Source organism: Neptunomonas qingdaonensis, assembly GCF_900113275.1.
Taxonomy (GTDB): Bacteria; Pseudomonadota; Gammaproteobacteria; order Pseudomonadales; family Balneatricaceae; genus Neptunomonas; species Neptunomonas qingdaonensis.
On sequence record NZ_FOOU01000003.1, the window covers coordinates 127606 to 140697 of the forward strand.

Below are 13092 nucleotides of genomic sequence, written 5' to 3' on the forward strand. Positions count from 1 at the left end.
CACTTATAATATTTTTTAATATAAGACTTCTCTAAATGAGCGGTCTTTTTTATAAGTGAAATTCAATATGATAAAAAGTTATATGCTAATTTCATATTTCTGATACTGCAGAGGCGCATGATGGATTTTGAGTTTCTTATCTCGCGATTGGGTGAGTCTGGTACGAATGCCTTTGGTGGTCTGGTGCTTGGTGTCATGTTTGGTGCTTTTGCTCAGAAAAGTCAGTTCTGTTTGCGTGCTGCTGTGGTTGAGTTTGCACGGGGTGTTATTGGTAAAAAAGTTGCCATTTGGCTGCTGACTTTTTCTGCTGCTGTGGGTGGAACGCAAATACTTATCACAATGGGTGAGCTGGATATCACTGATTCAAGAATGCTGGCCAGTTATGGGAGTTTATCCGGAGCCGTTATAGGTGGGTTGCTGTTTGGGGCCGGTATGATTTTGGCCCGAGGCTGCGGCTCTCGTTTGTTGGTGCTGGCGGCGACAGGCAATTTAAGAGCTCTGTTTTCAGGCCTGTTATTTGCCGCGGTGGCACAAGCATCATTGAAAGGCGTATTGGCTCCGGTGCGGGATAGTATTGCCGGCGCTTGGCTGCTGCATAATGACGGCGGTTTGGAGTTAATTTCTTTCTTGGGCTGGGGCTCATTCACAGGTATATATATCGGTTTGGTGTGTATGCTGGTCGCTGTTTTTTACGGTATTAAGAGTCGCTTAACCCCTTGGGCATGGATAGGGTCCGTTGGCGTTGGTTCTATGGTTGTAGGAGGCTGGTGGTTTACCTATCACTTGTCTTATCAGACATTTGATCCAACTCAGGTAGAAAGTATGACCTTTACCGGCCCTTCTGCTGATACCTTGATGTACCTTTTGACACCCACTGATGCCGCGCTGGATTTTGATGTTGGTTTAGTACCGGGTGTTTTTTTAGGCTCTTTTTTAGCCGCTTTATTGTCTCGTGAACTAAAACTGCAGGGGTTCCAGGAGGGGCGTAGTATGATTCGTTATATTGTTGGTGCTTCTTTTATGGGGATGGGGGGAATGCTAGCCGGTGGTTGCGCTGTTGGGGCAGGGTTGACTGGCGGATCGGCTTTTTCTATTACAGCATGGATAGCATTGGCTTCTATGTGGGCTGGCGCCGCATTGACCGACGCCTTGGTGGATCGTCAGTGGAAAACTTCAAAAGAAGAGGCTAAGGTATTAGTGATTCCTGCTCTTACAAGAGCAGCTAATTATCTTGCAAAAGCTATCTCGTCAAAAAAGGCCAGATTTAAGTCAGGTTGAATTAAGCGGCTTTGTTTTAATCTGGAATCATAACATCAAGGAAGATGGAGTGAATATGCGTCAAATACTATTGGTTTTACTGCTACTCTTGAGCTGTCAGGCAACTGCTTTACGATTGTCAAATGGGCAGCTTTTGTCTTCGGGAGATGAACTCTCCAAGGTCTATGAACATTTAGGTAAACCTATCACAAAATATAAAACGAAAACCCGCTGTGGTTCAGGGCGTACTTGCTCGGTGACGCGGTTGGTGTACCGTTTTGACGGCCGCAAGTGGTTCATTGATGTACGTAGCGGCCTGGTTATGAATATCGAATGGACTTACCGGTAATCGAGCTCACAGCAGTGATTGGCTACTTTCAGGCTGCTGGTTTTAGGCCCCTAATAGCTTTCTTAACATTGCTTTTTCTGCTGACAGTATCGGTCCTACAGGCGTTAGCTGTATAAAGTGTTGGTAAAATTGAGATAGCTTCGGCCATTTTTCTTCACAGATGCTTTCGCCTGCGTGCTCAAAAGAGATCAGTTGACTGGCGATACTGATATCAGCGAGTGTTAGTGTGTTTGCGACAAAAAATAAGCCATTTAACTGTGACTCAAGATAATCAAACAGAGGAGGTAGCTTCTTCTCAATGGCAATATTGACCGCCTTTTCATCGGGCTGTTTACCGGCGAGCCGGGATAAAATCCTCTGGCTAAATGCGGTAAAGGTTGTATGTGAGGCGAGTTCATAGTCGGCGTATTTTTCAAACCACTCGCAGCGGGCTTTCAGAAAAAGATCCTCAGGGATTAGCTTTTTTTCTGCAAAAGTTGCATCTAAAAAGTGAGCAATAACAGCTGAATCAGCCAAAGTATGCTCCCCATAAACCAGCGCAGGGACTCTTTTTAGTGGATTTAATTGTTCGTATCCTTCTGGTGTGGCGTACGGAACAATCATTTTTGATTCGTATTCAACTTCTTTGAATGCGAGTAATAATCTTATTTTGCGAACATAGGGTGAAAGAGGGGCTCCATAGAGTACAGGCTTCATCTGAGAGTTCCATTAGGTAAAAACGTTAAGTGTAAGCTTCTATATTAAGAGGATTTCTGCTGCTTTGGCCAGATCTGTCTTCATTGGAGTGTGTTGATTTCAGGTCTGACTCATCGCTAATAATTTGCTTCGGTGTTGAAGACAAGCGGGGAGAATGAAGTAATTGATTTTATAGGAAATCTATTTTCAAAAAATGCTTGACGAAAATCAGTCACGGGAATAAGATACGCCCCGCATTTGAGGTAAAGCTTTGAGTGTTGTAGCGTCCCATTCGTCTAGTGGTCCAGGACACCGCCCTTTCACGGCGGTAACAGGGGTTCGAACCCCCTATGGGACGCCAATTATTTTAGTCGCTATGATAAGCTACTAAAATGATGTTGCGGGAATAGCTCAGTTGGTAGAGCACGACCTTGCCAAGGTCGGGGTCGCGAGTTCGAATCTCGTTTCCCGCTCCATATTTTCATGTAAAAGATTAACAGTACTTTTTCTCAAAGTGCTTAAGATATGTCCCATTCGTCTAGTGGTCCAGGACACCGCCCTTTCACGGCGGTAACAGGGGTTCGAACCCCCTATGGGACGCCACCAACTTTCTTAACAGAAAGCATCAGCGGGAATAGCTCAGTTGGTAGAGCACGACCTTGCCAAGGTCGGGGTCGCGAGTTCGAATCTCGTTTCCCGCTCCAAAATTTCAATCCATCATCTATACTTGTTCACATCTTTGATATTCGTCTTTTATAGCCGATATGTTGCCTTTATTGGTTTCAAAATGGAGCATGTGTACAGTTCATGAAAAGTCTCATCTGGTGTCTCTTTAGTTTTTGCTTTTTACTCTCGTTAAATGCGAATGCTGAGAATATGAGTGTGCCTGATCCGGGTTCCAGTCACTCCCCATCCGGTAGTTTGTTTGATTCGGGTGCAAGCGCTGATGCTTCGGGGCAGGTTGGGGTTGCTCTGAGCACAGGTGCGATCGGGATTCCAGTTGAAGCACTCCCGTTCAAGTGCGCACCGAATGCGGCTATCGCAGCGCGGAAAGTAAGCTACCGGTTGGATGAAGCTCAGTATATTGAGGTCGCCTCGCTTTCCATCGAAACTGAGGTGAGGAGCTTATAGATGCTGATTCGTTTATTTTTAAGTGTTTTTATTTATCTTGGTTTAATCACGTCGGTTCAGGCAGCAGAATGTCGGGCGACTTTCGCCGATGGATTAACTAATAGCAGTAATGCTGGCAAAATAAAATTTGAAGACTCAGCGCAATTACTCAATAATCCTGACGCTATTTTAGTGACAACCGATATCGATAATAGGGGAGATGTTTCCAGTTGTGGTAGCGTAAACTGTAGTGCAAGTGGCGTTATGGCTCCTCAATTAAACAGTAGTTATATCAAGTATTCATCGAGCAACAACCTCGTCGTCGACGGTACTAGTCAAACTATAAGTGCTAATGATTATAAGGATGTTACGGTAAAGTCTGGCGGTAGCTTGTCTATGACGGCTGCTTTTTCTTCATACCATTTTAAAAAACTAAAAGTTGAAGATAGCTCGGTTATTTATTTGACCGCTGGTGATTATTTTGTAGAAGAAATAGAAATAAAAGATTCTAGCCAATTAATTGTTCAGGGCTCCGGTACGGCAAGAATATACATTGAGAAAAAAGCTAAGTTTAAGGAGTCGTCAGTCATTAATGGCGGAGAAAGTGGCGATCCCTCCAGATTAGTGCTTTATTCTTTTGATGATGTAACAGTCGAAAGTGCAGCTAGTTTAGCGGGCTATATATATTCAGAAAAAAAAGTAGAAATAAAAGACAACAGTAAAGTATTGGGTGCAATATCGTCAGAAGGTGAGTTAAAACTGAAGGATAACGCCTCTGTCAGTTACGATGATTCAATTGATGATACTGACTTTGGGAGTATGTGTCATACATCCCCGCCCGCCACACCTGTCATTCAGGCAGCATGGTATTTTGATGAAAATCAATGGGCTGCGATTGTTGATGAAGTGCTGGACTCTGCTGGAAGTAACTACCACGGCATAGCGAGTCAACCGATGACTAATTCTACGGACGGGGTTGTCTGTAATGCAGCAGATTTTCGTCAGGACGGTACAAGTGATTATGTTTCTCTAGGCAATGCTGCTCTTGACGGTCTTGATGATTTTTCGATCTCAGTCTGGGGAAAGCTGGACACGTCACGTAGTGGGGCTCAAACGATTTTCTCTGCGGCCTCTGCTTCGCATATAAATGGAGTGCTGATGTTTTTTTCCAACACAAGCACTTTGCATCTCTATTTTCGTAATGCCGTAGCGGCCAGCTATTCGTTGCCGGCTATCAATGATGACCTATGGCATCATTACGTATGGACACGTAAGCAAGGCCAACACTGCTTGTTTGTCGATGGCGTGAATCAGGGGTGCCAGACTTCAACCTATACGGGTGCTGTATCCGTCTCTCCTGGTGGTTTGATTATTGGTCAGGAACAGGATTCAGTGGGTGGTGGGTTTGCGGCTAATCAGGACTGGGAAGGATTGGTTGATGAGCCCATGATTTTTAGCAATGCACTATCGGCTTCCAGTGTTAGCACTGTTCATGCCAATCAATTGGCAGGCGATAACTGGGATGGCTCATCAAGAATCTGTCCTGACCCTCCCCCCCCTCCAAGCGCCGTTCCTCCATTGCCTCATGCGGATTGGCATTTTGATGAAGACGCTTGGGCGGGGGTGTCAGATGAGATAAAAGATTACAGTGTTAATTCGTTTCATGGAGTAGCTAGCCAGTCGATGCTGACTAGTAGTGATGGGGTCGTGTGTAATGCAGCCGACTTTCTTAATGATGGTGTCAATGATTATGCTTCTCTGGATAGTGCTGCCCTTAACGGTCTTAGTGACTTCTCAATCTCTATATGGGGAAAGTTAGACTCTACACGCACTCAGGTTCAAACGATTTTCTCTGCTGCCTCAAGTTCGCAAAATAATGAAGTGCTGATGTATTTTTCCAATCCCAGGTCGTTGCAATTCTATTTTCAAGGCAGGATAGTTGCCTCCTATTCGTTGCCGGCTATTAATGATAGCGTTTGGCATCATTATGTATGGACGCGAAATGCAGGGCGTCACTGTTTGTTTCTGGATGGTGTGAGTCAGGGATGTCAGACTTCAACCTATACGGGTGCGGTGACTGTAGACTCTGGCGGATTGATTATTGGTCAGGAACAGGACTCTGTGGGTGGGCGTTTCGATGCTGCACAGGACTGGGAAGGGTTAGTTGATGAGCCCATGGTTTTTTCAAGTGAGCTGAATGCTGCGCAGGTCAGCACTATTTATACGAATCAAGCAGCAGGTAATAACTATGATGGCAGCAGTCGTCGTTGTGGTTTTCCCGAGCCTGTAGTCAATTATCGTTTCGACAGTTGTAATTGGGCAGATGCGCAAGATGTTGTCGATAGCAGTGCCAATCGTCTGGATGCGTATGCGGTTAATGGCGTGCTGTCGACTGTAGGCGGGCAGGTGTGTGGTCTTGCTCAGTTTGATAGTGCTGATGATTATGTGCGCCTGCCAGACACGAATGAAGTTGATTTGCCCGATACCTTAACGGCCATGGCATGGGTCTATCTAAAAAACACACCTTCTGAGTTGAAAACTATCCTTTCTAAAGACACTAACTATGAGTTTCATGTAAACACTAATCGAGAGATTTTCTGGTGGTGGAATGATGCTAGTGGCGTTACCCGCAGTTTTGCATCCGGGGTGCAGATCAGTTTAAATCAATGGCATCACGTCGCTATTACCTATCAATCGGGTCTTCAAATTATTTATATTGATGGGCAAGAAGCGGCACGTCGAACATTTGCCGGTCAGCTCATTACTAATAGTAATGATCTTCAGATTGGACAGGATCAAGGTATAGGGGCGCGTTTTTTTGATGGTGATATTGATGAAGTCAAAATTTTCGATGTTGATTTAAGTGCTTTTGACATTGCGGATATTTTTGTTAATGAAGAGGCTGGCCGAAATTATGATGGGGCTCTGCGCTCCTGTAATTGTACTGAGCCGGTGGTCGTGAATCACTATGCCATCAGTCACGACATGTCGATGGTGAGTTGTTCAGCCGAAGATATCACTTTTACTGCGCATGATAATGCTGATTTGGCGGTGGATGCTAAGGATGCTTTGTTGCAGATATCCACCTCAACGATGAAAGGCGAGTGGTTGTCTGTTGTTGCCGGGTCCGGTGTGCTGAGTAATTCAGGTGGCGGGCAGGCAACGTATCGTTTTCCGGACAATGGTGAGAGCAGTGTCACACTGAGTTTATCTTATCCGGATCTTGTGTCTGATCCTGAATTGGTTAATTTTAATGTCACCGATGGGGTTTCAACGGATAAGCGAAACGCTTCTGATATGGAAGATAGCAATTTATCTGTCTCGGACTCCGGTTTGGTCTTTTCTATTCCTGATACGCAGTCCTGTCAGACATCCCTCGCTGTTAGTATCCAGGCGGTCAAAAAATCTGATAATTCACCGAGTTGCAGCGCTGCAGTGGCAGGTAACAGGACGGTTAACTTTTATAGTCAGTACCTTGCGCCATCGACGGGGACGCAAAATCTTATTTTAACCTCTGACGGAGTCGCTTATCCATTGTCATCTGCTGCGCCTGGTACGCCGGTAGCGGTGCGCTTTGATTCGCAAGGTGAGGGCAGTATTTCTATACAGTATCCGGATGCTGGCGTGGTCGGGTTGAACGCAGCGCTGACCGTCGGGCTGAAGACTTTCAATGGTGCGGATTCCTTTGTCGCTTATCCTGCCTTATTGTCGTTGGTAGCGGATAACGGATCTGGCTTAATGCTGGATAATACGGCTGTTTCCGGAGGCGCTGTGTGGGCTGCTGACAGGCCTTTTACTGTCAGTGTTTCCGGTCAGTGTGCAAGTGGTGCGGTGACGCCTAATTACCAGCCTTCAAATGCGGAGTTGGGCATTAGCTTACAGACGCCAACTCAGGCTGCAGGTGGTGTCGGCGGCACTTTATCCGTTGCTAGCGGTGCTCTGGTTGCCAGTGATAGCGTTGCCTGGACCGGTATCTCGTCGGGTTTTAGTTCCGGTGTATTTGAGGATGTGGCTGCTCGTTATTCAGAAGTCGGTATTATCAACTTGTATACCAGGGATGCTGATTATTACGGACACAGTATTAGTCAGACAGCTAAAGCGGTAGGGCGCTTTGTGCCCTGGTTTTTTGCAGTGACGGCAAATTCACCTGAGTGGCAAGCGCATTGTTCATCGGGGGATTTCTCTTACATGGATGAAGAGATCGGGTATCAAACACCACCGGAGCTTGTTGTTAGCGGTTATAGCGCAGTAGGCGGGCGTGTTTATAATTATGGTGGCTCATTGTGGAAATTGGCGGCTCAGCGCAGCAGTCGTTTCTATACCGATCAGAGTGCTTCTGTGGCGGCGACCTTGAGTAGTACGGTTGATACATCGACAGATACATGGGGCGGGACTGACGCAGATTATGACGGAACGGCAATCAATAGTCTGACGAACGATTCGATTAAATATGTTCGGGGGGCCTCAGAAGCGCCGTTTGCTGGCCTTGTTGATCTAACATTGGCGACAGCAGATCTTACCGATGCTGATGGTGCTTGCTACCGAATCGACTCGGATGCCGATGGAGATTGGCTGGAAGAGGGGTGTAGTGGTTTTACTATCAGTAATATCCCTGCAAAAGAGCTTCGTTTTGGGCGACTCAGACTCGCTGATGCTTATGGGCCTGAAACTGAGCCTTTATCTTTGCCTTGGGTAGCTGAGTATTATGACGGGTCGGGCTATATCCTTAATAGCACAGATAGTTGCAGTGCATGGTTAACCTCAGAAGTGACTTATTCTGATAATGACGGTGCTCTTATAGCTTCAGGCCAGACGGCGGCCGCCTATGCGCATAGTGGAGCAGATTTTAGAGTGGATGCAGGCGATGCTGGAGTAACAATGAGTGCGCCGGGAGCAGGGAATACCGGTGTGGTAGGTGTTGCGGTTGATCTGACACGAATGCCTTATTTTTTCTTTGACTGGGATGGTGATGGTAGTTTTGATGACGCGCCTTCTGCAAATATTATTTTCGGTCAATATAGAAGCAATGATAGGGTGATTTTTCAACGTCAGTGGTGATAATTCTTCTTGACATAGGTCGTTGGAATCAATAAGATTTGCGCCTCTTTGATGAGCCTTGCTCTCACTGAAAAGTCCCATTCGTCTAGTGGTCCAGGACACCGCCCTTTCACGGCGGTAACAGGGGTTCGAACCCCCTATGGGACGCCATTTTTAGTTGTTAACGAGTGTTGCTAACGAATGTTGTTAACGCACGCTACTAACTAAAATATTGTTGCGGGAATAGCTCAGTTGGTAGAGCACGACCTTGCCAAGGTCGGGGTCGCGAGTTCGAATCTCGTTTCCCGCTCCAAAAGTTTTAAGGTTTAACGTTTTATAGCTTAAGGTTTCAAAGCTTAACGTTTCATATAAGTCCCATTCGTCTAGTGGTCTAGGACACCGCCCTTTCACGGCGGTAACAGGGGTTCGAACCCCCTATGGGACGCCATCTTTTTAAATACTAAAAACATTACTGTTGATAACGTATTTTTATATAATCAGATGATTATATTTTGATTGGCTAGTTATGTCGCTTTACGAGGGACCGTAGTGACGCATAAACGACGAACATACTTGGCTGTTTTCTTACTTATGATGTCTCAGCTTGCTGGGGCAGATTCAGTGATTGTGCATCCGGATGTTAAAGTTAGTAGCCTTTCTTCTCAAGAATTACGTTCTATTTTTACGATGCGTTCAACTCGTTGGCCAGATCAGAACGCTATTCATGTTTTTGTACTCCCTGATTCACATCCTTTGCATCGCTCATTTGTTAAAACACAATTAAATATGTTCCCTTATCAATTAAGAATGATATGGGATCGCTCTGTGTATAGCGGTGCTGGCTATCCTCCAATATTAGTTCCCTCCATTCAGGAAATGCTTGTGCGTGTTAAAAGCACCCAGAGTTCCATTGGATATATTGATGACAACAGTTTGCCTTTATTGAAAGGAGTGAACATCATTGAAATACGCTAGATTGTTATCTTTATGTTGCTTGTTGTGTTTTTCTGGCCGCTTACTGGCCGAGGACAATGTGTCTGAATGGTATGTGGGTGGATTTATAACACAAGGGTTGGTTGCAACGGACAATAATAATTTTGCAGGAAAAAGTAGCGAAGGGGTTAGTTCAGATTTTCGTGAGTTAGCGGTGTACGCTACATGGCGACCATTAAGTAATATGCATTTTTCTGGACAAATTATGTCACGTCCCTTTGGAAACGTTGACGATGGTACCCCACAGATTGATTATTTATTGGCGGATTACAGTTTTTCAGTGGGCAGTTACAATGAGTTTGGGCTGCGAGTGGGTAGAGTTAAATTGCCTTACGGTTTCTATAATGAAACGCGTGATGTGTCCTTTACCCGGCCCTCAATAGTACTACCCCAATCCATCTATTTAGATGTAATAAGAGAAATCCAGATCTCGGCGGATGGCGTCATGGCATATGGCTACTTTCCGATATCCGATCTGCGTATTGATGTTGACCTTGTCATAGGAAAACCCAGAGAGGGTGATCAGGCTGAATATGCGTATTTAAGATCGAATTATTCAGGGAGCTTTACAGATAGCAATGGTGTTATGTCACGTGTCACGTTGGGGGATGATGCTGAAACATGGCGACTAGGTATAACGTTAGGGCGGTATGATTTACGCTATAAGCCTGGTTCTTTAGGCGAGTTAGGTTTAAGCCAAGGCGACGTGAATTTTGATGTTGCTGTGGCGAGCGGGCAATATAATACCGAAAGTTGGTCATTGGCTGCAGAGTATATGCTAGTCAGTGTGGATCGAAGTGATTTGGGTGGTTTTTTTGAGCTTAATGGGAATAACAATTCAGACTCATATTACCTGCAAGCAATATATCGTTTTAACCGGGACTGGGATTTATTAATCCGTAGAGATGTTTTTTATCTTGATAAGAATGATAGATCGGGTTTAAAAGCTGAGCAGCTAACGGGATTGCCGGCTTACTTTATGTGGGCAAAAGATTACACGATAGGCCTTGGTTGGCAGGCTTCGCAAAATATCAGCTTTCGAGCCGAGTGGCATTATGTGCAAGGAACTGTTTGGTTGCCTGCGCAAGATAACCCTGATATCGGATCGATAAAGAAAAATTGGAATATGTATCTGCTGCAAGCGACGTATCGTTTTTAAATAGCGAGGTGTAAATTTATATGAATAGATCCCCTCGCTTTATTAGTCTTCGCTGGAAACTGTGGATGCCATTCTTATTGGCGGTATTATCTATTCACGTGGGACTTTACAGTTACGTCGGACGCCAAATTGAGCGGCAATATGAGCTGGATCAGCAAGTATCCTTTAAAAGTAACCTTAAGGCACTCGATGGCGTATTAACCACTTCTTATCATAAACTTCTGGAAGTGGGGCAAACTATTCTTATTATGAAGCAAACGGCTTCAAACCTACTTTATAAAGATTATATTTACTCCTCCATATCAGAAAAATTCCCTCAACTTGAAGCTCAGGGCATATTAGATGGTGCAGCGGTATTCGATACTCAGGGACAACTGGTGTTTTCAGTTGGAAATATCGATATACAGTCAAACTCAGGGGTTCAGCCTGCATTAAAAAATGAGCGTCCTATACGTGAAATGCGTTGTGATAATCAATGTATCCGCACGATTGCTATTCCTTTACTTAATTCAGGGAAGGTAGAAGGGGTGTTAGTGCTCGGTCGGTTGATGCAGGATATGGTGCTGGATTTCAAACAATTAACGGCGGTTGACATAGGTATCGCTAGAAAAAATCTCGAAAATGCATCAGATATTGACGCCTGGTCATTAGATTTTACCCAGCTCACGCAGCGAAATAAAAATATGCAAATTTTACAAACGTTGAGTCAACAGATAACGAATATTTCTAACGAAACATTATACCGGGTAGATGTGTTTGATCGTCACTATGAAATTTATTTTACAGTACCGGCAAGTGTTGCTTTCACAGACACCGTATGGGTGTTGATGATTGATGGAACCATTCGATATCAGGCGATACGGGCGTTAAAAAACCAATTGGCCGTCGGCTTGATAATCAGTAGTCTGTTTTTATTAATGATTGCTTTTGTGTGTGCTTCAAAAGTTGCTCGGCGTTTATTAAACGTGACTCTTTTTCTTAAAGAGCAGGGTTTTCTGAAAGAACAGGATTTAGTTGAAGAGCAGGGTTTAGTTATAGAAAAGAGTTCGGCTAAAGAACAGTGCGCTGGTAGGCTAATTGATGCGCGGCAAGACCCGTTATTCTTTCAAGATGAGATATCAGAAATTTCTCTATCGGTCCGTGATGTTAGTGATATGGTCGAACACTTGTCCGAAGGTGAGCAAAAGTCCAGCCAGTGTATTGAAAGTATGGCGAAGGCGTTGAGGCTGGAAAAAGAGAGAGTGGCTCATCTGGTTGGCAACACACAGAATGTGATCGTCACTCAAAGTACGGATGGAACTGTGCTGACGATTAATGATGTGGGTAAAAAATTATTCGGTATAACCAAGGAGGCAGCGTTACCCAAATTTGTAGATCTTTTCTTTACGAGTGAGCTCAATCAACAGGCTTTAGACGGCATTACCCGACTTTATATGGGATTGGATAACCTTGTTTATTTGGATAGTCAGAGCTTGGACTTGAAAGGACAATTACGCGATTTTTCATGGATTCACTCCTATATTTCGGCATGCTCAGAACATCGGGCTATTATTCTTTCTGTTGGTATAGATATGACAGAGAAAAGGGAAGCGGAGCGAAAAAGTGGATTGCCTGGTTAGTCTGGCGTGATTTGCTTACGGGAATTGCTAATAAGCAATTTTGCTGACAGCCATTGCCCGAAGTGATACCCGAGGTTATAGAAGTAAGCCTGGAAAATGAGCGTTCATTATCAATTTGAACAGCCTGAAAGCAAAGAGCCGTTGGACACGTTTGTTGATTGATGGAGGCTTTTTCATTGAAATGCTCGAGAGAAGCTGATGATGAAGGGCTGCCAGGCTTACTTTTTGTGCTTAGCCCTCGTTAATTCAAACCAAACAGGTGTGCTCTTTTATTCAGATAATCGAATTCTTCACCTTTTTCTTCAGCTTCGAAGCGTAATTCATCCAGGATCTGAAATTTGTCAATTTCAGAGTCTGGCATGTTGTGCAGGCATTTTCCGCCGAAATACCACAGCAAATCACGCGCCATCAGGTGTGCAAGTCTCGGATACATTTTGAAGGCCTGGTCGATGAAATTCTCTCCATCGTTGTACACATTTTCAGAACCTGCTTCGAAATCTTGAATGAGCTTTTGGAAATTCAGTATGAACTGTTCTTCTTCGCTAGAGATCTCCTCTGACGCGAAGGGTGCTTGCTTGATAAAGTTATTGTAGGCAATTTTAAGAAAGTTCAGGTGGTGTAACTGGTGAGGTGTCATGGGGGTCTCCGATTAAGTCTGGGGACATTGTAGCGTTTGAGGGGGTAGGCTGCCAGAAAGCTGACGACGTAATGCTGTACAACCGTTTCAGGGTTTAAGTTTTCTTTAACCGCTAGATAGCAAACTGGCAATAATTATTATGTATTCTGGATAGCTCTTGTTGGCGAGCTCTTAGCGGATAAGTCTGTTGCTTTTATTAAACTATTAATTTTACCTGATACAATATCGGATATTTTGAAAAAAATAGTGATCAAGG

At 44.5% G+C, this 13092-nt stretch carries 9 protein-coding genes and 7 tRNA genes; 14 read left to right on the top strand and 2 right to left on the bottom strand.

Going from position 1 to position 13092, the window contains the following annotated elements:
• Nucleotides 1-117 precede the first annotated feature (117 nt).
• Together BM099_RS05585 and BM099_RS05590 are read left to right on the top strand one after the other, a co-directional pair.
• Complete coding sequence (locus BM099_RS05585; protein ID WP_232348840.1) at nt 118-1278, top strand: YeeE/YedE family protein; 1161 nt, start codon at nt 118-120, stop codon at nt 1276-1278.
• A 55-nt stretch (nt 1279-1333) separates the two neighbouring features.
• The gene (locus tag BM099_RS05590) at nt 1334-1606 is read left to right on the top strand and encodes a hypothetical protein (RefSeq protein ID WP_090725578.1); all 273 of its coding nucleotides are present in this window, start codon (nt 1334-1336) and stop codon (nt 1604-1606) included.
• Between the two features lie 42 nt (nt 1607-1648).
• Here the strand turns inward: BM099_RS05590 and BM099_RS05595 are convergent, their stop codons facing one another.
• Nucleotides 1649-2302: a glutathione S-transferase family protein gene (locus BM099_RS05595; RefSeq protein ID WP_090725581.1), complete on the bottom strand. Its 654-nt coding sequence runs from the start codon at nt 2300-2302 to the stop codon at nt 1649-1651.
• Nucleotides 2303-2566: 264 nt separating this feature from the next.
• Here BM099_RS05595 and BM099_RS05600 point away from each other — a divergent pair.
• The 12 genes from BM099_RS05600 (at nt 2567) to BM099_RS05655 (ending at nt 12199) form a co-directional block, all read left to right on the top strand.
• Nucleotides 2567-2642: transfer RNA gene (locus BM099_RS05600), tRNA-Glu, on the top strand.
• 39 nt (nt 2643-2681) lie between these two features.
• Nucleotides 2682-2757, top strand: a tRNA-Gly gene (locus tag BM099_RS05605).
• Nucleotides 2758-2808: 51 nt separating this feature from the next.
• Nucleotides 2809-2884 (top strand) — tRNA-Glu (locus BM099_RS05610).
• A gap of 25 nt (nt 2885-2909) precedes the next feature.
• Nucleotides 2910-2985 (top strand) — tRNA-Gly (locus tag BM099_RS05615).
• Between the two features lie 103 nt (nt 2986-3088).
• The gene (locus tag BM099_RS05620) at nt 3089-3412 is read left to right on the top strand and encodes a hypothetical protein (RefSeq protein ID WP_090725584.1); all 324 of its coding nucleotides are present in this window, start codon (nt 3089-3091) and stop codon (nt 3410-3412) included.
• Nucleotides 3413-8449, top strand: coding sequence for a LamG domain-containing protein (locus BM099_RS05625; RefSeq protein WP_090725588.1), 5037 nt, complete (start codon nt 3413-3415; stop codon nt 8447-8449).
• Between the two features lie 74 nt (nt 8450-8523).
• Nucleotides 8524-8599, top strand: a tRNA-Glu gene (locus tag BM099_RS05630).
• A 66-nt stretch (nt 8600-8665) separates the two neighbouring features.
• A tRNA-Gly gene (locus BM099_RS05635) sits at nt 8666-8741 on the top strand.
• Between the two features lie 59 nt (nt 8742-8800).
• Nucleotides 8801-8876: transfer RNA gene (locus tag BM099_RS05640), tRNA-Glu, on the top strand.
• A 101-nt stretch (nt 8877-8977) separates the two neighbouring features.
• On the top strand, nt 8978-9403 hold the full coding sequence (locus BM099_RS05645) for a type 2 periplasmic-binding domain-containing protein (RefSeq protein WP_198064043.1): 426 nt from the start codon (nt 8978-8980) through the stop codon (nt 9401-9403).
• Nucleotides 9390-10580 (top strand): hypothetical protein, encoded by a 1191-nt coding sequence (locus tag BM099_RS05650; protein ID WP_143083733.1) that lies wholly within the window; start codon nt 9390-9392, stop codon nt 10578-10580. The genes BM099_RS05645 and BM099_RS05650 overlap by 14 nt, the downstream gene beginning before the upstream one ends.
• A 20-nt stretch (nt 10581-10600) precedes the next feature.
• Nucleotides 10601-12199: a cache domain-containing protein gene (locus tag BM099_RS05655; RefSeq protein ID WP_090725596.1), complete on the top strand. Its 1599-nt coding sequence runs from the start codon at nt 10601-10603 to the stop codon at nt 12197-12199.
• Between the two features lie 241 nt (nt 12200-12440).
• Here the strand turns inward: BM099_RS05655 and BM099_RS05660 are convergent, their stop codons facing one another.
• Nucleotides 12441-12836: a PA2817 family protein gene (locus BM099_RS05660; protein WP_090725599.1), complete on the bottom strand. Its 396-nt coding sequence runs from the start codon at nt 12834-12836 to the stop codon at nt 12441-12443.
• Between the last annotated feature and the right edge of the window lie 256 nt (nt 12837-13092).